Source organism: Billgrantia pellis (assembly GCF_008297955.1).
In the GTDB taxonomy this organism is placed as follows: Bacteria; Pseudomonadota; Gammaproteobacteria; order Pseudomonadales; family Halomonadaceae; genus Halomonas; species Halomonas pellis.
Genome location: NZ_VTPY01000001.1, coordinates 327,874 through 349,479 on the forward strand (window position 1 = coordinate 327,874; position 21,606 = coordinate 349,479).

19 protein-coding genes are annotated in these 21,606 nt (G+C 64.1%); 17 read left to right on the top strand and 2 right to left on the bottom strand.

The genetic code is table 11. The features are described from left to right. Positions 1 to 8 precede the first annotated feature (8 nt). The 16 genes from asd (at position 9) to F0A17_RS01625 (ending at position 17,482) form a co-directional block, all read left to right on the top strand. Positions 9 to 1,121: an aspartate-semialdehyde dehydrogenase gene (asd, locus tag F0A17_RS01550; RefSeq protein WP_149326578.1), complete on the top strand. Its 1,113-nt coding sequence runs from the start codon at positions 9 to 11 to the stop codon at positions 1,119 to 1,121. 207 nt (positions 1,122 to 1,328) lie between these two features. Next, positions 1,329 to 3,995, top strand: coding sequence for a FimV/HubP family polar landmark protein (locus F0A17_RS01555; protein ID WP_149326579.1), 2,667 nt, complete (start codon positions 1,329 to 1,331; stop codon positions 3,993 to 3,995). Positions 3,996 to 4,002: 7 nt separating this feature from the next. After that, positions 4,003 to 4,947, top strand: a complete 945-nt coding sequence (gene truA, locus F0A17_RS01560) for a tRNA pseudouridine(38-40) synthase TruA (protein WP_149326580.1) — start codon at positions 4,003 to 4,005, stop codon at positions 4,945 to 4,947. Between the two features lie 2 nt (positions 4,948 to 4,949). Beyond that, positions 4,950 to 5,591: a phosphoribosylanthranilate isomerase gene (locus tag F0A17_RS01565; RefSeq protein ID WP_187774613.1), complete on the top strand. Its 642-nt coding sequence runs from the start codon at positions 4,950 to 4,952 to the stop codon at positions 5,589 to 5,591. A 68-nt stretch (positions 5,592 to 5,659) separates the two neighbouring features. Then, positions 5,660 to 6,874: a tryptophan synthase subunit beta gene (gene trpB, locus F0A17_RS01570; protein ID WP_149326582.1), complete on the top strand. Its 1,215-nt coding sequence runs from the start codon at positions 5,660 to 5,662 to the stop codon at positions 6,872 to 6,874. A 2-nt stretch (positions 6,875 to 6,876) separates the two neighbouring features. Further along, positions 6,877 to 7,692, top strand: coding sequence for a tryptophan synthase subunit alpha (trpA, locus tag F0A17_RS01575; RefSeq protein ID WP_149326583.1), 816 nt, complete (start codon positions 6,877 to 6,879; stop codon positions 7,690 to 7,692). 88 nt (positions 7,693 to 7,780) lie between these two features. Beyond that, positions 7,781 to 8,809, top strand: a complete 1,029-nt coding sequence (gene accD, locus F0A17_RS01580) for an acetyl-CoA carboxylase, carboxyltransferase subunit beta (protein WP_149326584.1) — start codon at positions 7,781 to 7,783, stop codon at positions 8,807 to 8,809. A gap of 5 nt (positions 8,810 to 8,814) precedes the next feature. Beyond that, positions 8,815 to 10,101, top strand: coding sequence for a bifunctional tetrahydrofolate synthase/dihydrofolate synthase (gene folC, locus F0A17_RS01585; protein ID WP_149326585.1), 1,287 nt, complete (start codon positions 8,815 to 8,817; stop codon positions 10,099 to 10,101). Positions 10,102 to 10,119: 18 nt separating this feature from the next. Then, the gene (locus tag F0A17_RS01590) at positions 10,120 to 10,809 is read left to right on the top strand and encodes an SPOR domain-containing protein (protein WP_187774588.1); all 690 of its coding nucleotides are present in this window, start codon (positions 10,120 to 10,122) and stop codon (positions 10,807 to 10,809) included. A gap of 4 nt (positions 10,810 to 10,813) precedes the next feature. Continuing rightward, complete coding sequence (locus tag F0A17_RS01595; RefSeq protein WP_149326586.1) at positions 10,814 to 11,374, top strand: CvpA family protein; 561 nt, start codon at positions 10,814 to 10,816, stop codon at positions 11,372 to 11,374. A gap of 58 nt (positions 11,375 to 11,432) precedes the next feature. Further along, the gene (purF, locus tag F0A17_RS01600; RefSeq protein WP_149326587.1) at positions 11,433 to 12,956 is read left to right on the top strand and encodes an amidophosphoribosyltransferase; all 1,524 of its coding nucleotides are present in this window, start codon (positions 11,433 to 11,435) and stop codon (positions 12,954 to 12,956) included. An 8-nt stretch (positions 12,957 to 12,964) separates the two neighbouring features. After that, complete coding sequence (locus F0A17_RS01605; RefSeq protein WP_149326588.1) at positions 12,965 to 14,161, top strand: O-succinylhomoserine sulfhydrylase; 1,197 nt, start codon at positions 12,965 to 12,967, stop codon at positions 14,159 to 14,161. A gap of 131 nt (positions 14,162 to 14,292) precedes the next feature. After that, a complete protein-coding gene (locus tag F0A17_RS01610) occupies positions 14,293 to 14,847 on the top strand; it encodes a cytochrome b (protein WP_149326589.1) in 555 nt (184 codons plus the stop codon). Positions 14,848 to 14,885: 38 nt separating this feature from the next. Next, on the top strand, positions 14,886 to 15,470 hold the full coding sequence (locus F0A17_RS01615) for a YceI family protein (protein WP_149326590.1): 585 nt from the start codon (positions 14,886 to 14,888) through the stop codon (positions 15,468 to 15,470). A gap of 101 nt (positions 15,471 to 15,571) precedes the next feature. Beyond that, positions 15,572 to 16,933 (top strand): MATE family efflux transporter, encoded by a 1,362-nt coding sequence (locus F0A17_RS01620; RefSeq protein WP_149326961.1) that lies wholly within the window; start codon positions 15,572 to 15,574, stop codon positions 16,931 to 16,933. A gap of 81 nt (positions 16,934 to 17,014) precedes the next feature. After that, positions 17,015 to 17,482 (top strand): Spy/CpxP family protein refolding chaperone, encoded by a 468-nt coding sequence (locus F0A17_RS01625; protein ID WP_104201922.1) that lies wholly within the window; start codon positions 17,015 to 17,017, stop codon positions 17,480 to 17,482. A 268-nt stretch (positions 17,483 to 17,750) separates the two neighbouring features. On the opposite strand, the gene F0A17_RS01630 is transcribed toward F0A17_RS01625, so the two are convergent. Next, positions 17,751 to 19,289, bottom strand: coding sequence for an NCS2 family permease (locus tag F0A17_RS01630; RefSeq protein ID WP_149326591.1), 1,539 nt, complete (start codon positions 19,287 to 19,289; stop codon positions 17,751 to 17,753). Between the two features lie 212 nt (positions 19,290 to 19,501). Here F0A17_RS01630 and F0A17_RS01635 point away from each other — a divergent pair, with 212 nt between their 5' ends. Continuing rightward, positions 19,502 to 20,335 carry a Crp/Fnr family transcriptional regulator gene (locus F0A17_RS01635; RefSeq protein ID WP_149326592.1) on the top strand — a complete coding sequence of 278 codons (834 nt, stop codon included), beginning with the start codon at positions 19,502 to 19,504 and terminating at the stop codon, positions 20,333 to 20,335. A gap of 2 nt (positions 20,336 to 20,337) precedes the next feature. Here F0A17_RS01635 and F0A17_RS01640 read toward each other — a convergent pair whose 3' ends face one another. Then, complete coding sequence (locus tag F0A17_RS01640; RefSeq protein ID WP_149326593.1) at positions 20,338 to 21,525, bottom strand: amino acid aminotransferase; 1,188 nt, start codon at positions 21,523 to 21,525, stop codon at positions 20,338 to 20,340. Between the last annotated feature and the right edge of the window lie 81 nt (positions 21,526 to 21,606).

A 21,606-nucleotide genomic window follows, 5' to 3' on the forward strand; every position in this document is an offset into this window, starting at 1 on the left:
GACTTCACATGTTGAAAGTCGGTTTCGTTGGATGGCGCGGCATGGTGGGCTCGGTGCTCATGCAGCGCATGGTGGAAGAGGGAGATTTCGACGGCATCGAGCCGATCTTCTTCTCCACTTCCCAAGCCGGTCAGCCCGGCCCCGACGTCGGCGTGGACGTGCCTCCGCTCAAGGATGCCACCGACATCGAGGCGCTCAAGGCGCTCGATGTGATCGTCACCTGCCAGGGCGGCGACTACACCAAGCAGGTCTACGGCGACCTGCGTGGAGGCGGCTGGAAGGGCTACTGGATCGACGCCGCCAGCACCCTGCGCATGGAGGACGAGGCCACCATCGTGCTCGATCCGGTCAACCGGCATGTCATCGACGACCAGTTGGCCCGCGGCGCCAGAACGTTTGTGGGCGGCAACTGCACCGTCAGCCTGATGCTGATGGGCTTGGGCGGGCTGTTCGAAGCCGATCTGATCGAGTGGATGACTTCCATGACCTATCAGGCAGCCTCCGGCTCCGGCGCCAAGCACATGCGGGAACTGCTCAATCAGATGGGGGCGCTGCGCGACGTGGTCAAGAGCGAGCTCGATAATCCCTCGAGCGCGATTCTCGACATCGATCGCAAGGTGGCCTCCGCCATGCAGGGACAGGGTTTTCCCATTGAGAACTTCACCGCGCCGCTGGCCGGTAGCCTCCTGCCGTGGATCGATACCAAACTCGACAACGGCCAGAGCCGCGAAGAATGGAAAGGCAGCGTCGAAAGCAACAAGATACTCGGTCTGCAGGACAACCCCATTCCGATCGATGGGCTCTGCGTTCGAATCGGCGCCATGCGTTCCCACAGCCAGGCTTTCACCATCAAGTTGAAAAAGGACGTGCCGATCGATGAAATCGAGGATCGCCTGGCCAAGCACAACGAATGGGTCAAGGTGATCCCCAACGACAAGGAGGCCACCATCGCCGGACTGACGCCAGCCGCCGTCACCGGGACTCTAAGCGTTCCGGTGGGCCGCCTGCGCAAGCTGAACATGGGGGGCGAATATCTCTCGGCTTTCACTGTCGGCGACCAGCTACTGTGGGGGGCTGCCGAACCGCTCAAGCGTATGCTGAGGATTCTGCGCGAGCAGTGATCCGCTACCCGCGGTGATGGCGGGGCATCTCCTTCGGGAGATGCCCCGCTTTCGTATCCGGCATAGGAGATGCGGCGTTCTGCTTGCCGCAGCGGTCGAGGCGGGCACGTCATACCGGATTTGTGATACATATTTCCTATAAGGCCTCTCATCCATTTCGGTGAATCCGGATCGACTGGCTGCATAACGGCAACGCAAGGGAATTCAATGAGACGCAAGCTGACCATTGCCATGCTTCTGTCGCTATCGACAGCCGGTTCGCCCCTGGCGCTGGCTCTCGGCGTGGGTGAGGCCAACGTGCGCTCCACGCTCAACGCACCGCTGCGGGCCGTCGTTCCGCTCACCGATACCGCGGGCCTCGACCCCGAGCGGCTCAAGGTGAGTGTCGCTGATGCACGAGAGTTCGAATCCGCCGGACTGGCCCGTACGTCACTCGCGGCCAGCGTGCGTGCCGATGTCGACGTGCGCCAGGGACAATGGGTGGTCACGCTCGCCAGCGAGCGGGCGGTACGCGAACCGTGGATGGATCTGCTGCTGCGCTTCGATTGGCCGGATGGTCGTCAATACCGCGAACTCACCTTGCTGGTCGACCCGCCCGGCTATGAACAGTTGCCGGTGCTTGTCAACGGTACGACCGCCTCGCGTCGCGCAGCGAGCGAGCGTGACGCGGCCGAGGGCGCTTCGACCCCTGGCACCGTGGCGGCCGCGCGCCAGCCGGTATCGAGCGGGCACGGTGACCCCGCCTGGGTTGGCAGTGGCGATACGCTGTGGTCGGTGGCCGGCCGGCTGCGGCCCGATAGCGCTATCGACATGGACCAGATGATGGTGGCACTGGTCGAAGCCAATCCCGAGATATTCCCTTCGGGCAACATCAACGCCATGAAAGCGGGACATACCCTGGTGGTGCCATCCCGCGACGCCATCGCCTCGCGCTCGCCGGCGGAAGCCGAGCGTATCGTCCAGGCCATGAACCAGGTCTGGGCCAGTCGAGGCAGTGGCGCCCCCGCTCGCGTACCGCTAGGCACGTCCGCGAGCGCATCTGGCGAACCGGAATCGGTCCCGGCGGTTCAGGCGATTGCCCCCGAACGGACGCCCTCCGCGGCGGCTTCCTACGAGACATCCCCAGCCACGTCGGAAGTGAGCGCCGACGCATCCGCTTCGAGCGCCGAGCCGCCACGCCTGACGTTGTTGAGCGATGCCGAACTGGCAGCGGAGGCCGCCCTGGACATGGCCAGTGGCGAAGGGGTTTCGTCAGGGGACAATCCGCGGATCGATGCCCATGTCCTGGCGGCGCTGGGTGCCGGCAACCTGGCATGGGAGCGAGGCAATACGGAACGCGACCGGCTCGCGCAGCCATGGCGGGAGAACCGGGCGGCGTTCGCGGAGATCAAGGCTGAACGCGATGCCATGGAGCGGGAGCTAAGCGCGCTGCGCGGCGAGGTCGACGCCATGCGTGACCAGTTGGCTGCGCTGTTGGCCAACAGTGAGGACACGGAGGAGGGCGCCGGCCTGGGGCGCACCCTCCCCCAGGAGTCGCATTCCGAAACCTCGCCCTGGTGGGGGGCGCTGTATCCGGGCAGACTCGATCCGAGCCTGATACTGGGTGGAGCGGGGCTGGTTGCGCTGCTCGCTCTATGGCTATGGGGGCGCCGACGCCGCCAGCAGGAGGCTTCGTCATCCCAAGGGTTCTCGTCCATGTCTAACGTGATTCACGGCATGCCGTCTCCCGCCGACGCCATGCCGCCGTCCACGGCCGGCACCTCGGTGCTTCCCATGACGGCGGGCATGACCGTCGGCAGCGCCGAACCCGGGGAGACGCCGCACAGGCGCGTCACGACGCCTCAGGCCGAAGCCATCAGCGAGGCGGATATCTTCATGGCCTATGGGCGCTACGATCAGGCGAGGGAATTGCTGGAGGCCAGCCTCGAGCACGAGCCGGAGCGCCATGACCTGCGCCTCAAGCTGCTCAACGTGCAAGTGGAGCAAGGGCATTGGGAAGCCGCCGAGGGGGAAGTGCAGAAGCTGGCCGAAGCGGGCGATTCCGCCCTGCTGGCCGAGGCCGGCCGGCTGATGGCCCGGCACCAGGCGGCGCGTGCCGGTACCGAAGGGGCTAAGGGCGAAGGCGAAACGAGAGCCGTGCCGACGGATACGATCGAGCCGAAGGACGAAAGGCTTCCGGTCCAGGAGGGCGGCATGCCTGCCGACATGGCGCGTGGACTCGAGGCGGAGGACGGGAGTGCGAGCGAAGCCATGCCGTCTCAGGCAGAATCGGCGAGCGAGATGCCAGGGGAAGAAGCGGACGTCGTCAGGCAGGAGATCAACGAATCGAATGACGCCAATGGCGAAGGGAAGGCGGAACCCTCCGACGAAGCGACGCACCGGGTTACCCGGAGCCTGGCGGCCGAAGCGGGCATGGGGCTGGCGCCGCCCGAGCAGAGCGGGGCGGTGGAATGGGACGTGATCGATTATCAGCCTCCATCGCTCGACCCCGAGCCGCCGCAGCGAGTGGAGACGCCGATGCAGCCCCGTGTCGAGTTTACCCTGGTAGAGTCGGGGAGCGGGCGGATGGCCGAAACGGGGGCGTCCGACGTGACCGGAACGGGCGGCTTCACGCCCGAAGGCGGCCAGGAGCGTGACAGCGTGGCGCCTGAGCCCGATTGGGAGGTGGAGGAGGTAGCCTTTCCGCCGCTGGATCAGGATAATGACGGGTTCCCTGACCAGGATGAACGGCAGCGGGAACTCGAGTGGGCTCGGCGTCTGCTCGAGGACGGCGAGCCCGAGCGTGCTCGCCCGATGCTGCGGCGGCTGGCTGACGAAGGTGATCAACGGCTGCGCGACCAGGCTCAGGACCTGATCACCCACTACCGACTCTGATGGCCGCATGACCCTGTTTCGACTCCTTGACGATCACCATCCCTTGAAAGGCCGTCTGGCGCTGGGGGTGGAATATGACGGCAGCGCCTATTGTGGCTGGCAGCGCCTGAAGCACGCCCCCTCAATCCAGGCCGCATTGGAGCGGGCGCTATCCAAGGTCGCCAGCCGGCCGGTGACGGTGCATGCCAGTGGGCGCACCGACTCTGGGGTACATGCCACTCGGCAGATCGTCCATTTCGACGTGCCTTCGCCTCGCTCGCAGAAGGCCTGGGTGTTCGGCGTCAATGCCAATTTGCCGCGGGACATCGCCGTGCGCTGGGTGCGCGAGGTGCCGGACGATTTTCATGCCCGCTTCAAGGCGCTGGCGCGTCGCTACCGCTACATTATCCTCAATCAGCCGAGTCGTCCGGTGCTGGAGCGGGCCAACGCCACCTGGTGTCGCGACCCGCTCGACGCCGAGGCGATGCATCGCGCCGCTCAGGTGTTGGTGGGCGAGCACGATTTCTCTAGCTTCCGCGCGGCCGGCTGTCAATCGAAGACGCCCTGGCGCCACTTGCACTTCATCGAGGTGCATCGGCATGGGCCGCTGATCGTGATCGACGTGCAGGGCAACGCTTTCCTGCACCATATGATTCGCAACATTGCCGGCGCGCTGGTCACCGTGGGACGCGGTGAGCGCGGCGACGATTACCTGGCCGAGTTGCTGGCGCTCAAGGACCGCACTCGCTCCGACGTTACCGCCCCGGCCTGTGGGCTGCACTTCGTCGATTCGCTCTACGACGACTCCTGGGGACTCCCGCGCGAGCCGCTGGGGCCAAACCTGCTGGCCTTCCTCGGTGAATGGACCGGCGAGCGCGAACTGCCGAACTGTCCCATGGTCGAATTTCGTCGAGGTCGCCCCGTGACCGAGACGCGTGCAAGCGATCCCCAACTGGAGGAGAAGTCCTCATGACGATGACCGGCACAGCGGGGCGTACCCGCATCAAGTTCTGCGGCCTGACCCGCGAGCGGGACGTGGACGATGCCGTGGCTGCCGGTGCCGATGCCCTCGGCTTCGTGCTCTGGCCCGGCAGTCGCCGCTACGTCGACGAGGATCGCCTCGCCGTGCTGACCGCCCAGGTGCCGGCCTTCGTCACTCGCGTGGGGCTGTTCGTCGACGCGTCGCCCGAACTCGTACTACGTGCGAGCCGTCACCTGGATCTGCTGCAGTTCCATGGCGACGAGACACCGGCGTACTGTGCCGGTTTCGAACGGCCCTGGATCAAGGCGCTGCGCATGCGCGACGGCCTCGATCTGAGTGCCGCTGCCGACGCCTACGATGGCGCCCAGGCGCTGCTGCTGGACGCGTATCGCCCGGGGGTGCCGGGAGGTACCGGGGAAACGTTCGATTGGTCGCGAATCCCCGCAAGCCTGGCAAAACCTGTTATTCTCGCCGGTGGGTTGACGGCGGACAATGTGGCCGATGCCATCGTGCGCGTGCGCCCCTTCGCGGTGGATGTCTCCGGCGGGGTGGAGATTGCGCCCGGCCACAAGGATCCGCAGCGACTGGTGGCGTTTGCCCACGCGGTGAACGCCACCGACCGGTCGCGCGGCTGAGCCCGTGCCGCTACCTCGTCTTCCCGATCTTATCCTGTTCCTTCTGGCGATCCTGTGAGGTGTCTTTCGTGAGCAAGTTCAGTGACCTGACCCGACTGCCGGATACCCGCGGGCATTTCGGCCCCTATGGCGGCCGGTTCGTCTCGGAGACCCTGAGCTTCGCCCTGGACGAACTGGAGAAGACCTACCTGAGTCTTCGCGACGATCCGGATTTCCAGGCCGAATTCGACTATGACCTGGCCCACTATGTGGGCCGTCCGTCACCGCTCTATCATGCCGAGCGATGGTCGAAGCAGCTCGGCGGGGCACAGGTCTGGCTCAAGCGCGAGGACCTCAATCACACCGGTGCGCACAAGGTGAACAACACCATCGGCCAGGCCCTGTTGGCCAAGATGAGTGGCAAGCCGCGAGTGATCGCCGAAACCGGCGCCGGCCAGCATGGCGTGGCCACCGCCACGGTGGCGGCGCGTCTCGGTCTCGCGTGCGAGGTCTACATGGGTGCCGAGGATGTCGAGCGCCAGAAGCTCAACGTCTATCGCATGCGCTTGCTCGGCGCCACCGTGATACCGGTGACCTCGGGCACGCGCACCCTCAAGGACGCCATGAACGAGGCGCTGCGCGATTGGGTGACCAACGTCGACGATACCTTCTACATCATCGGCACCGTGGCTGGGCCGCACCCCTATCCCATGCTGGTGCGCGACTTCAACGCCGTGGTCGGGCGCGAGGCGCGCCGCCAGTCGCTGGAGGAGTTCGGCAAGCTGCCCGACGCGCTGATCGCCTGCGTTGGCGGCGGCTCCAACGCCATGGGGTTGTTCTATCCCTTCGTCGAGGATGACGAGGTTGCCATGTACGGCGTCGAGGCCGGCGGCGACGGCGTCGATACCGGGCGCCATGCCGCGCCGCTGGCGTCGAATGCGCCGCGCGGCGTGCTGCACGGCAACCGCACCTACCTGATGTCCGACGAGGGCGGCCAGGTCTCGGATACCCATTCGATCTCGGCCGGCCTGGACTACCCCGGCGTGGGTCCCGAGCATGCGCTGTGGAAGGACGTGGGCCGAGTCAATTACGTGGCCGCCAACGACGACGCCGTGCTCGAGGCGTTCCGCGAATTGACGCGGGTAGAGGGCATCATGCCCGCACTGGAATCGGCCCATGCCCTGGCCCATGCCAAGGTGCTGGCGCCGACCATGCGGCCCGACCAGCATATCGTCGTCAACCTCTCGGGGCGCGGCGACAAGGACATCATGACGGTCGCCAAGATCGACGGGCTGGAGTTTTGAGAATGAATCGAATCGACCGACGCTTCGCCGAACTCAAGGCTCAGGGCCGCCGGGCACTGATTCCCTACATCACCGCCGGCGACCCCGCACCGCAGTACACCGTCGGTTTCCTGCACGCGCTGGTGGCAGCCGGTGCCGATGTGCTCGAGCTGGGTGTGCCATTCTCCGATCCCATGGCCGATGGCCCGGTGATTCAGAAGGCCTGCGAACGGGCGCTCAGGCACAACGTACGCCTGAGTCAACTGTTCGAGATGGTGCGGGAATTTCGCCAGACCGATCGCGACACGCCGATCGTGCTGATGGGCTACCTCAACCCTGTCGAGCGCATCGGTCTCGAGGCCTTTGCCGATCAGGCCGCAGACGCCGGTATCGACGGCGTGCTGACCGTCGACATGCCGCCCGAGGAGGCCGATGAGTTCGGTCCGATCCTCAAGGCGCGCGGACTCGCCTCGATCTTTCTCGTCGCCCCTACCACTTCAAGGGAACGGGCCGCTACAATATGCGCCCATGGCGAGGGCTACCTCTACTACGTCGCGCTCAAGGGCGTGACCGGGGCCGCAACGCTCAACGCCGATGACGTGGCAAGCCACCTGGCGCCCCTGCGTGGACTGACCGATCTGCCGTTGTGCGTCGGCTTCGGCATTCGCGACGGCGCCTCGGCCGCCGAGGTCGGCAAGGTGGCGGATGGCGTCATCGTCGGTAGCGCCCTGGTCGGGCGCATTGCCGAGCATGCCGAGCATCCGGAGACGATTGCAGGGGAGCTGTCGGCGGTGCTCGCCGAGATGCGCCAGGCTCTGGATGCGCTGCCGCCGCGCTAGGCTTTGTCCGAATCGTTGCCCTTGCCCAAGGTTATGACTCACGACGCCCGGTCCTACCGGGCGCAACAGCATACGGATGCCTTCTGACATGAGCTGGCTCGACAAGATTGTTCCCTCGATGGGACGGATTCAGCGCAAGGACCGCCGGGCCAGCGTGCCCGACGGCCTGTGGCGCAAGTGCCCCAAGTGTGAGGCGGTGCTCTACCTTCCCGAGTTGGAGAAGCACCACAACGTCTGTCCCAAGTGCGACCACCACCTGCGCTTGACCGCGCGCAAACGCCTCGACTGGTTCCTCGACAAGGAGGGGCGCGAGGAAATCTCGGCCGATCTCGAGCCGGTCGATCGTCTCAAGTTCCGCGACTCCAAGAAGTACAAGGACCGCCTCAATGCGGCCCAGAAGGAGACCGGCGAGAACGATGCCCTGGTCGCGATGCGCGGCACGCTGAATGACCTTCCGGTGATCGTCGTGGCCTTCGAATTTACTTTCATGGGCGGCTCCATGGGCGCCGTCGTGGGAGAGAAATTCGTCCGCGCCGCGACCCTGGCGCTTGAGGAGCGCATTCCCTTCATCTGCTTCTCCGCTTCGGGCGGCGCACGGATGCAGGAAGCGCTGTTCTCTCTGATGCAGATGGCCAAGACATCGGCCGCCCTGGAGCGGCTGCGTGAGGCCGGCATTCCCTACATCTCGGTCCTGACGGATCCCGTATTCGGCGGTGTTTCGGCGTCGTTGGCCATGCTCGGTGATCTCAATGTCGCCGAGCCCAACGCCCTGATCGGCTTCGCCGGGCCGCGAGTGATCGAGCAGACGGTACGCGAGAAGCTTCCTGAGGGTTTTCAGCGGAGCGAGTTTCTGCTTGAGCACGGCACGGTGGACATGATCGTTCACCGCGGCGAGATGCGCGATCGCCTGGGTGCGATACTGCGCAAGCTGACCCATCAGCCACCCAACGGCATCGAGGACTCCATGCTGTTCGAGCCCGACCTGGTCGACGAGGCCGAGCGCGTGGAAGCGGCGGAAGGCGAATACGAGCCGGCTCCCGAGCAGGCTGCGCCGGAGGAGGAGAACACCTCCTACGCCGACGACGAGGATGCCGATCGTTCCGATTCGCCGCGCTGACGCCCGTGCCCCCTTCTGACGCATCGCGCCTCGACGCCTGGCTGGCGTATCTGGAGCAGGTCCACCCGGTGGGGATCGACCTCGGCCTCGACAGGGTCGCCGAGGTCGCTCGCCGCATGGGGGTGTTGCAGACGCGCCCGGCCGGGTGTGTCATTACCGTCGCCGGTACCAATGGAAAGGGGTCCACGGTAGCCATGCTCGAAGCCGTGGCGCGCGCTCATGGCGTGACTACCGCCGCCTACACGTCTCCCCATCTCTTGCGTTACAACGAACGGCTGCGATTGAACGGTAGCGAGGCGGACGACGCCACGCTGATGGCCGGCTTCGAAGCCGTTGAAGCTGCGCGACTGGACGGTGAGCCGGTCAGCCTGACCTATTTCGAAGCGGGAACGCTGGCTGCCCTATGGGCGATTGGCCGTCAACGACCCGATGTCGCCATTCTTGAGGTTGGGCTGGGTGGACGCCTCGATGCGGTCAACGTAATCGACACCGACGTGGGGGTCGTCACGACCATCGCTCGAGATCATGCCGCCTTTCTGGGCGACGATCTGGAGGGTATCGGCCGCGAGAAGGCCGGTATCTTGCGTGCGGGCCGTCCAGCCGTGCTGGGCAGTCGGGCGCTTCCTGCCAGTGTGCGAGACGGCGCTGTCGCCCTTGGCGCGCCTGTGGTGGCGCTGGGCGAAGCGTTCGACTGGCATCGTGCGGTGCCTGGCCGCTGGGAATGGAACGGCTTGGGCCGCGATGGCGCCTGCCTCAGCCTGACCGATTTGCCCGATCCGGGCTTGCCGCTGGACAATGCGGCCACGGCCCTGCAGGCACTGGCATCGGCCGGCATTGCGCTGGAAACGACAGCCTGTCGACACGCGCTGAGCGCCGTGCAGCTGCCGGGCCGCATGCAGTGGTTGGGGCCATGGTGTCTCGACGTCGGTCACAATCCCCATGCCGCCGCTTATCTCGCCGGGCAGCTCAGTGTCAGACCCAGCCGCGGTCGCACCTGGGTACTGCTCGGCATGTTGGGCGACAAGGACGCCGACGGCGTGATAGCGGCGTTGAATAGAGTGGCGGACGGCTGGGTGGCGGTATCCCTGGATGGCGAGCGCGCACGCAGTGCCGAGGACTTGGCCGCGCGGATCGAGGCGCAGGGCGGGCATGTCGCCTATCGGGGGGAGTCGCCCGAAGCCGGTGCGCGATGGTTGGCCGAGCGCCTGGGGCCCGATGACCGTGTGCTGGCGTGCGGCTCCTTCTTAACCGTTGCGGCCATATTGACATGGAAACAGGCGCAGATGGCCTAGCCTGGGGCAGGAGGGCATATGAAGTACGGGATGCGTGAACGAATCAGCGGGGCAGTCATCCTGGTCGCGCTGGCGGTGATCTTCGTGCCGATGCTGTTCGACGAGCCGGCGCCGCGCGATGAGAGGCCGCAGCCGAAGCTCACCATCGAACAGCCGGTACAGGTGGAGCGCCGTGACGTGCCCGACCCCCAGCCGCCGGAAAGCCTGGGACAGATTCGCCCGCCCGAGACACAGGCCCCCCGGGTCGAGCCGCCCGCGTCACTGGAAGAAGAGCCGGGGGCTGAATCGTCGCCAGGGATCGAGGTGCCGCCCGTGGTCGCGTCGCCGTCTTCCGGTGGCGAGCCCAATGCGTCGTCTACCGCCGCCGAGACGCCGCGGGAGGATCCGATTGCCGAATTGGCCCAGGCAGCTTCCGAGCGTATCGATAGCGAGCGGCAAACTGACGAGTCCGGCCGCTCCCCCGTATCCGCTACGCCCGATGGTGAGTGGGCCGTTCAAGTCGGCAGCTTCGGCGAAGTGGGCAACGCCGAACGCCTGCAGGCACGGCTGCAGGCGCAAGGGTTTTCGGTCTACAGCCGTCGTCGGGACAATGGCATGACGACGGTTTACGTGGGACCCTACGCCAGTTCCGATGCGGGTGAACAGGCCATGAGCGAGGTCAAGGAGCAGGCCAACCTGCAGGGCCTGCTGGTTCGGGTAAGAGAGTGAGTCGATGACGCTGACCTGGATCGACTGGGGTTTTCTGGCGCTTCTGTCCGTCTCGACCTTGGCTGGTTTCCTGCGTGGCCTGGTGCGCGAAGGCCTGGGGCTGGCCGCCTGGATCATCGCATTGCTGGCGGCGCGCCTGCTGGCCGAGCCGGTGGCCGACCTGCTCGCGGGGGTGATCGACAATCCCGATGGGCGGCTGGTGCTGGCGTTCGTGCTGGTCATTCTGGGCGTAGTATTGCTATGCGGCATTGTCATTCGCATGGTTCATGCGGCCGTGGAATGGGTCGGCATGGGGTTCTTCAACCGCGTGGCTGGCGCCTGCTTCGGAGCCGCGCGCGGCGCGGCGGTACTGGTGGTAGCCACGATACTCATCAGCCTGACGCCACTCGCTCAGTTGCAGGCGTGGCAGCACGCGCAGCTGCGGCCGGCCTTCGAGCAACTGCGAGACTGGGCAGTCGATCAGCTCGAGGGCTGGGAGGGGCGTGTGCCTCAGGCGGAAAGGTGGCGTCAACTTCCGCTCCCCGAGCGTATCGATGAAAGCGAGCGCGACGAGGGCACGCGCTGATGCAACACGGGTTTCTTCTGCCGGTCGCGGCCGGCAACAGCATGCGAGGTAAGGTGGAATGTGCGGTATCGTAGGCCTTCTGGCCAAGCAGACCGTGAATCAGGCGATCTACGACGCTCTGACGGTGCTACAGCACCGCGGGCAGGATGCCGCCGGCATGATGACGTGGAACGACGGGCGCTTCCTGCTACGCAAGAGCAATGGCCTGGTACGCGACGTGTTCCACACCCGCCACATGGCGCGTCTCAAGGGCAACTTGGGCATCGGTCACGTGCGCTATCCCACCGCCGGTTCGGCGAGCGAGGCGGAGTCCCAGCCGTTCTACGTCAATTCGCCCTATGGCATCGCGCTTGCCCACAACGGCAACCTGACCAATTCGGATCAGCTCAAGCAGGAGCTCTTCTCTTCCGATCTGCGCCATATCAATACCAGTTCCGATTCCGAGGTGCTGCTCAACGTCTTCGCTCATGAACTGGGCAAGCAGGGGTTGCATCTGGCACCTGGCGACATCTTCGACGCGGTGCGTCGTGTGCACCGCCGTTGCCGCGGTGGCTATGCCGCGGTAGCCATCATCAACGGTGTCGGCCTGGTGGCGTTCCGCGACCCCAACGGCATCCGTCCGGTCGTGTTCGGTACCCGCGACGAGGGCGCCGGACAGGAGGTCATGATCGCCTCCGAGTCAGTGGCGCTCGACGTGGGAGGCTTCGAGCTGCACCGCGACCTGGCTCCGGGCGAGGCGATCTTTGTCGATATGGACGGCAAGTTCCATACCCAACAGTGTGCCGATGCACCTTCGCTGGCGCCATGCATCTTCGAGCATGTCTACCTGGCACGCCCCGACTCCATCCTCGACGGTGCCTATGTCTACGGGACGCGCATGCAGATGGGGCGCAAGCTCGGCGATCGCATCCGCAACGAATGGCCCGATCACGACATCGACGTGGTGATTCCGATTCCCGATACCTCGCGGACCTCGGCGCTGGAGTTGGCCCAGCACCTGGGTGTCACCTACCGCGAAGGCTTCATGAAGAATCGCTATATCGGACGAACCTTCATCATGCCGGGACAGACCCAGCGCAAGAAGTCGGTGAGACAGAAGCTCAACGCCATCGGCATCGAATTCAAGGGCAAGAACGTGCTGCTGATGGATGACTCCATCGTGCGCGGCACGACGTGCAAGCAAATCATCCAGATGGCCCGCGATGCCGGTGCCAACAAGGTCTATTTTGCCTCCGCGGCGCCGCCGGTACGCTACCCTAACGTCTATGGCATCGACATGCCGGCGGCTTCGGAGCTGATCGCTCATGGGCGAAGCGAAGCGGAGGTGGGCGAGCTGATAGGCGCCGACCGCATCTTCTACCAAGACCTGGAAGATCTCAAGGCGGCCTGCCGCGAGGTCAACCCCAGCCTCGAGCAGTTCGACTGCTCGGTATTCGATGGCCGCTACGTCACTGGCGACATCGATGAAGGCTACCTGTCGGCGCTCGAGGCGTCGCGCAACGATGCGGCCAAGGAGCAGCAGAGCCTCGGTGCGCATGCGCTGGTGGGCATGCACAACCAGGAAGATGACATCGACGATTGAGGGCCACCATGCACGACGATACGAACCTGGATGCGGACTGGGCGCTGGAAACCCTGGCAATCCGCGCGGGTCATCATCGCACCCACGAGCAGGAGCACGGCGAGCCGATCTTTCCCACCTCGAGCTTCGTCTATGGCAGCGCAGCCGAGGCGGCGCGCAAATTCGGCGGCGAGGAGCCGGGTAACATCTATTCGCGCTTTACCAACCCGACGGTGCGCACCTTCGAGCAGCGCCTGGCGTCGCTGGAGGGTGGGGAGCGCTGTGTCGCGACGAGCTCCGGCATGGCCGCGATCCTGTCCACCGTGATCGCGCTGCTCTCGGCGGGTGACGAGATCGTTGCGTCGCGCTCCTTGTTCGGCTCTACCGTCAGTCTGTTCGACAAGTATTTCGGCAAGCTGGGCATCGTCACGCACTACGTCGAGCTATCGGACCTGACGGCCTGGGAGGCGGCGATCACGCCACGAACGCGCCTGCTGTTCGCGGAAACGCCGTCCAACCCGCTTGCCGAAGTGGTCGACATCGCCGCATTGGCCGAGATCGCCCATCGCCGCGGCGCATTGCTGGCCATCGACAATTGCTTCCTGACACCGGCGCTGCAGCGACCGCTGTCGCTGGGCGCCGACCTGGTGATTCACTCTGCCACCAAGTATCTCGATGGCCAGGGCCGTACGGTGGGCGGAGCCGTGGTGGGACGTCACCAGGAGTTGGAGGAGGTGTTCGGTGTCGTGCGCACCTGCGGCCCTTGCCTGAGCCCGTTCAATGCCTGGGTCTTCACCAAGGGGCTCGAAACCTTGAGCCTGCGCATGCGTGCCCATTGCGATAACGCTCAAATGTTGGCCGAATGGCTTCAGGAGCATCCGGCCGTGACGCAGGTGCACTATAGCGGACTGCCGGGCCATCCACAGCATGCCTTGGCCGGTCGGCAGCAGCTAGGGTTCGGTGCGGTGCTGGGCTTCGAGGTTAGCGGTGGGCGGGAAGCCGCCTGGTCGGTCATCGATGCGACCCGGATGCTTTCCATTACCGGCAACCTGGGCGACGTCAAGAGCACGATCACGCATCCGGCCACGACGACGCACGGCCGTCTTTCCGATGCACAGAAGGAGGCCGCCGGTATCGGGGAGGGACTGATTCGCGTATCGGTAGGGCTCGAGGCGTTCGGGGACATTCGCGCCGATCTGGCACGAGGTCTCGATGCGTTGACGTGAAACGCAGGCGCCGCTTCAGCGGCGCCTGTAGGGAATTTTTACGAACGTAGCGTTCGGCTTTTTTCAGCCCATGTACCGAAGTGCTGCGTTATGCTCCCCACCAACATTAGCGAAGCTCAATGGGGACAGCGATGTGGTCCAACACTCGTTCAGGCTGGGGCCTGATCAGCATAGCCCTGCATTGGCTCAGCGCCCTGGTCGTGGTCGGCCTGTTCGCCCTGGGCTGGTGGATGACGGACCTGAGCTATTTCGATGCCTGGTACAATCGCGCCCCCTGGTGGCACCGCTCCATCGGCATGTTGCTGCTGTTCGCCACGCTGCTGCGCATCGTCTGGCGCCTGTTTCAGCCGGTGCCGCAGGCGCACGGTAACCGCCTCGAACGGCTCGCGGCGCATCTCGGGCACATTGCCTTATACGTTCTGATGCTCGCCGTTCTATTCAGCGGCTACCTCATCTCGACGGCGAAGGGGCGGGGCATTAGCGTCTTCGACTGGTTCGAGGTGCCGGCGCTGATCAGCGGGCTGCCCGAACAGGCTAGCGTCGCCGGAGCGATCCATTGGTACAGTGCCCTGGCCCTGATAGTGCTGGCGGTCGGTCATACCCTGGCGGCCCTCAAGCACCATTTTCTCGATCGTCACGATACCCTCGCGCGCATGCTGAATCCGGCGCGCACGCGCCGTCGCTGAACATCCGCGTCTGAGGACGCTCAACCAAGGAGAAACCCATGTTCAAGAAAGCCGCAATCGCCACAGCCCTGAGCGCCGCTTCCCTGGTCGTGGCCGGCCAAGCACTGGCCGATGACTACGTGATCGACACCGAAGGTCAGCACGCTTTCGTTCAATTCAAGATCAACCATCTCGGTTTCTCCTATATTCTCGGTCAGTTCGAGGAATTCGAAGGCAGCTTCCACTACGATCCGGAAGATCTCGAGGCCTCTAGCGTCGAGATGGAAGTTCAGGTGGGCAGCCTGCATACCAACCACGCCGAACGCGATCGCCACTTTCTGAGCGACGATTTCCTCAGTGCCGACGAGTATCCGACGGCGACATTCGTCTCCACCGGCTTCGAATCGCAGGGAGAGAACGAGGGCGTGCTGACTGGCGAGCTGACGTTGAAGGGCGAGACCCGCGAGATCGAAATGCCCGTCACCCTGCTGGGCGAGGGCGAGGATCCATGGGGCAATTATCGCGCCGGGTTCGAGGGCTCGACTACCCTGACACTGGCCGATTACGGCATCGATATGAGCGACTTTCCCGAAGCCATGCAGGAGCTCGAACTCTACGTGACCTTCGAGGGCGTCCGTCAGTAATCTGACTCAACGTCGTGGCTCCGACACCCCCGGCCTGAACCGGGGGTGTCGCATTTTGTAGAGGAGAATGCGTGACACAGCGAGACGATGCTGCGCCCTCGATGGGGGTGTCCCTATGGCGCCAGACTTGGCCGATGGCGATCGGCGTCATGGCGCTGCTTGGCTTTCAACTGGTCGATAGCGTCTTCATCGCACATTTGGGCACGGCGCCGCTGGCAGCCCAATCCTTCACTTTCCCGCTGTCCTTTCTCATCATCGGTATCCAGGTAGGGCTCGGCATCGCCATCGCCGCGCTGATATCGCGCTCGTTGGGAGCAGGGGAAGAGGAACGGGCTCGACGGCTCGGCACCTTGGTGCTGCTGGCAGGCAGCGCCATTATCGGGTTGCTGGCGCTGCTGCTCTGGTGGATTCAGGATCCGATATTCACCCGCCTGGGCGCTGATGCCGCAACGCGAGCTTTGATTCGCGATTATTGGGCGCCGCAGTTGTTCGCCGCCTGGCTGGGAGCGGTGCTCTATTTCGCCTACAGCCTGTTTCGCGCCCATGGCGATACGCGTCTGCCGGGAAAGGTGATGGTAATCACGAGCCTGCTCAATCTGGTGCTCGATCCTTTGCTGATCTTCGGCCTCGGTAACTGGCCGGGATGGGGACTGCCCGGAGCGGCCTGGGCCACAGCCATTGCCTTTGGTGGAGGATTGCTGGTGGTGGGCGTCAGGCTGAAACGCACCGATTGGCTGGCGCGCCAGGGACTCGGCCATGAACTGTCGCACTCGGCGCGACCGTTCGTCGCCATTGCGGCACCCGCCATGGTTGGCCAACTGATGCCGCCGCTGGCGGCCATGCTGGCGGTATCGGTGGCCGCTGGCCTGGGGGAGTCGACCGTGGCGGCCTGGGGCTTGGCGAGCCGGCTCGAGACGCTCGCCTTGGTCGTGGTGCTGGCGATGACCATGTCATTGCCGCCCTGGTTGGGGCGTTGTTATGGTGCAGGGGACTGGGAACAGGTGAGGCGGCTGTTGCGGCTGGCACTCAAGGTCGTGGTCGTCTGGCAGCTCATCCTGGGCCTGACGCTGGCAATGGCATCGCCCTGGGTAGCCCAGATGCTATCCGGCAGTTCCGAGGTACGCGATGACCTGGCCATACTGATCCGCTTCCTGCTGCCGAGCTATGCCGCGCTGGGAACCTGCATGCTGGTGGTCTCGGCCGGCAATGCGCTGGGTTGGCCGCTGCGATCCATGTTGCTTTCTGCGGCTCGCCTGTTCCTCTTCTATCTGCCGTGCCTGTGGCTGGGAGCCCGTGTGGCCGGCCTCCCCGGACTGGCCACGGGAGCGGCCATGGGAAACCTACTGGCTGGCTTGGCGGCCTGGAAATTGCTGCGTCGGCGGCTCAACGACGCGGCGAGCGGGCCTGCTTGTGTCTTGCATCGTGGAGAGAAGGCATCTTTTACCCAGCGCAGACGAACCTGACGCAGATTTCGCTGTCAGGGTTAGGACGTGGTGGCCGACGCCATCGTGCCATAAATGCACTTGAAGGCAATGGAGTAAGCAATGAAGCTAGTCAACATCCTGGTGACGATCGCGCTGAGTCTGGGCATGGCCTCGGCAGCAACCGCACAGCAGCAGATGCAGGCCCCGCCACAGGGAGACCAGGTGGATCAGCTCGACCAGCTTCTCGACCTGGACGAGAATCAGCAGCAGGAGATTCGTCGCTTGCTGGACGAGGCTCAGAGCCAGATGGCGCCCAAGGAGCAGGAAGTGCAGGCGCTTCAGGCACGCCTTGGCGAGCATGTTGGCCCCGACTTCGACGAGGCGGCAATCCGCCAGGATGCTTCTCGTCTCGGCGAGCTGACCGGCGAGCTCACCGCCGAGAGCGTCCTGTTGCAATCCCGCGTGGAAGCCGTGTTCACCGAGGAACAGCGTGAACGGCTGGAGCAAGAGATTGCGCAGCAGCAGCAGCAGATGCGCGACCTGCAGGACCAGATGCAGCAGCAGGGCGGCCAGCCGCCCGCCCAGTAACCTGCTTCGCCAACCGGTGGTCGCCCCATGGCGGCCACCGGTACCTCCCTCTCCCTTCTGGTTCTCTCACCCCTGACTGGCCATGTGCTGCAGTAACGGACCGCTATTGGCAGTCGTAATGGACGGCCATGACCCAGCGACCGATCCGAACGGCCTGGCTGTCTCGCGCTACGCCGAATGGCCGCGCGGCGTGATCGAGGGAAGCCTGAACGCTGAAAAGGCCCTGCCGATTCGATCCGGCAGGGCCTTTTGCTGCGAGCGATGAGGGTCAGTCGGCCGAGGGTGGCTGCGTGGCCGGTGTCGGTCGCGAGGTCACGCGATGGGGCGCGGCCAGCCTTTCCTGCTGCCAGGCGAAATAGAGGAATAGCGCTCCCATCACCAAGTAGCCGAGCGTGAAGTCCCAGGAAGCATTGAAGGCCAGCTTGGGAGCGTGCATCAGGCCAACGAAGGAAAAGCCGGCGGCAGTGGCAGCGAATACCGCCGCGCGACGGAACTGATGATCGATGACCGATACCGTCATGGCGCCGATGAAGATGGCCATGAACATCGCCCCCTGGCCCATGGCGACGATGCCACCCGAGATGTCTGCCACCACCTCGCCGGCGCCGCGGTTGAATCGCGTCATCACGTAGTTGGCGAAGTAGGGCAGCATGGCCAACGCCACGGCCGGATAGTAACGGGTGTCGTTGCTCTGAAAGGCGGTCGCGATCATCGACATGCCGACGAATACCAGGATCGGAGCCACCACCGAGACCGGGATGATGGCCGCCAGCGCAGCGATCAGGCCGAACATGGTAGCCAGCGCATAGACCGCACCGTTGAGGATGCTGTAACCACGTCCCGCACCCATCCACTTGGCGCCTACGGTGGCGATATAAACGGTCGTGGGAAAGACACCGCCGAACAGGGCGCCGATCATGGTCCCCGCCCCATCCACGGCCTGACATTCACGCACGTCGTACTTGTCGCCTGCCGCTTCCATGGCCTCGACGTTGTTCATCGTCTCGATGGCGTTGTACAGCGTGATCGGCAGCACTACGGTCAACACGGCGAGCATGCCGGTGAACAACAGCCCCAGCCCTTCGAACCAAGCCATGTTGGGCAGCAGCGGATAGAAACCGAGGTGAGTGAAGGCGTCGCTGAATCGCTCACCGCCCGCGTCGCCGATCAGGTAGGCCATGGCGGTGCCGATGACGATGGCGAACAGGGAAGTGGGCAGGCGGAAGGGCATGCTCACCCTTGCCACCAGACCGACGATGATGATGGCCAGTACCAGCAGGCCGATGACCGGCATCTCCAGGGTCTTGAACAACATTTCACCTGCGATGAAGGTCAGAGCGACACCCGCCACTGCACCTAGCATGGCGGCGCGCGGCAGGTGATACTGAACCCAGCGACCCACCAAACTGACGAGCGCCTCGATGGCGCCGCTGATGAAGCAGGCGGCAACGGCGACCTTCCAAGCCAAAGTGGCATCGCCGGTGAGCTGCTTGGCCGGCAGCAGTACGCCGAACAGAAAAACGAACATCACCGGAGTGGAAATCCCGTAGGAGAGAGCCGTGACGTCGGCACGGTTCTCCTTGCGGGCCAGGCGGGAAGCCGACCAAGCGTAGTAAAAATTGCCTATCATCACCGCCACAGCGGCACCGGGCAGCACTTGGCCAAACACGATGGAAGCGGGGAAATCCATGCCCAGCATGGTGATGGCGATGATGACGAAGTTGGCGATATTGTTTTGGAACAGGGCGAAGAAGGCATCGGTATCCTCCTTCTTGTACCAAGGGTAGTGCACAGGGGAAGCCGCCATGGTGAGCCTCTTGTGGTTGGGGTTGTATACAAGGCAGTGGTCAGTTTGGCCACAACCTGACTGAGTGGTCAAGCCTGCCTTCGTCGTAGCCGGTAACTCGGATCCCTCTGTCCCCGACAGGCATTGCTCGACGCGTGACGCGTCATCTGTTTGGCTGGGTGTGCGGGGCCAGATGAACGAAGCATATTCTACCGAAAAGGGGGAGAGGTCCGATGGAGGGATATGAGAGCTGTATCGTTCGACATTTCAGCTATTACTACGAGCTGTCGGAAGACGACAAGGCGCTGCTTTGCACATTGGAACAAAGCCCGATGACCGTCGAGGCGGGCTCGACCCTGTGGAAAGAGGGGGATGATGCCAAGGAATTCTGCACGTTGAAGAAGGGATGGGCCTATTCTTATCGTTTCCTCGAGAACGGTTCGAGGCAACTGGTCGAACTGTATTTGCCAGGCGATATCATCGGTCTACGGGAGTTCGCGTTCACGCAGCGCCTGGCTGGGGTGGAAATGGTCGAGGATGGTGAGGTGTGCTTCTTTCCTCATCAACACTTGTTGGACTTGTTTCGGCGCTCCTTCGTCCTGACCTCGATCCTTTTCGCCATAGCGAGTCGTCAACAGGTCTTGATTACCGAGCGTCTGGTCAACCTGGCGAGGCGAAACGCTCGACAAAAACTGGCCCATTTTCTATTGGAGGTTTCGCAGCGTCTTCTCCAGACCCAGCGTGGCTCCCTGAGCGGCAGTTTCCATATGCCGCTTTCCCAGGAACTCTTCGCCGATCTGCTGGGGCTCAGTCCGGTGCACGTCAGTCGTACCTTCAGCGCACTGCACGAAGCTGGGCTGGTCCACCGCGAACGGCATCACGTGACGCTTCTCGACTTGCCGGCACTGAAGCGTGAAGCGGATTTCGACGAGCGCTACCTGATCGACAATATGCGACCGTTGTTCACGGCCTACCCCGTATCAGCGACAAGGCCAGCTGACTCGGCTGTCGAAACGCCCCCCACCCCGTTCTGGCCCGGGGGGAGGGGGTTAATAGCAAAGCGATAGGCTCAGTTGACGGCGGCGATCGCCTTGGCCAGATAAGGCAGGTTGTCGTGGGAGAAGCCGGCCACATTGGCACGACCCGAGCGCACCATGTAGATGCCGAATTCGTCACGCAGGCGATCGACCTGTTCCGGCTTGAGGCCGGTATAGGAGAACATGCCGCGCTGCTCGGCCACACACGCGTACTTCCGGTCGAGTCCGTACGGCTTCAGCGCTTCGACGAAATCGCGACGCAGCGTATTGATACGATCGCGCATCTCGGTAAGTTCTTCGCGCCAGACAGCGGCCAGTTCGGCGGAATGAAGAATTTCGCTGACGATGGCGCCGCCGTGAGCTGGCGGGTTCGAGTAGTTCTCTCGGGCTACGATGGCCACCTGGGAGCGAACGTTCTCCATCTGCTCGCTGTCGCCGGCGATCATGATCAGACAGCCGGTCCGCTCGCAATAGATACCGAAATTCTTGGAGCAGGAACTGGTGACGATCACCTCATCGAGGTTCTCCGCCAGCAGGCGAACGCCATAAGCGTCTTCGTCCAATCCTTCGCCGAAGCCCTGGTAAGCGAAGTCCACCAACGGTAGCAGATTGCGCTCCCGAATCACCTCGAGGACCGTTTGCCATTGTTCGCGGGAGAGATCGAAGCCGGTGGGGTTGTGGCAGCAGGCGTGCAGCACGACCACGTCCCCGTTGGGGATTTGCTTGAGCGCCGCCAGCATGCCGTCGAAGTCGAGGCGATTCTCGGCATCGACATAGGGGTACTTGTGCAGTTCGATGCCGGCGGCGGTGAAGATGCCGAGATGGTTCGGCCAGGTGGGGTCGCTGACCCAGATGCCCTTGCCGGGAAGCTGGTGAGCGATGAAATCCGCCGCCAGGCGCAGAGCGCCGGTGCCGCCGGGCGATTGGGTGGCACTGGCGCGTCGGGCCTCGAGTACCGATGATTCCTCGCCCAGCACCATGGGGAGAATCACTTCGCCGTAACGCGGGTCGCCATGGGAACCGATGTAGGTCTTGGTGGCTTCGTTCTTGAGCAGCAGGGCCTCGGCTTCCTTGACGGCGCGCATCACGGGAGTGTTGCCTTGGGCATCCTTGTAGACGCCGACGCCGAGATCGACCTTCTGCGGATTGGTATCCTTCTTGAAGGCCTCGATCAGACCGAGGATGGCGTCCCCGGGTACCCGCTCAATATGTTCGAACATGTAACTCGCTACCTCGATTCTAGCGGCTAGGAATGGAACGACTACCATGATGCCATCGCATTCGTCGATCCGCCACTCAGG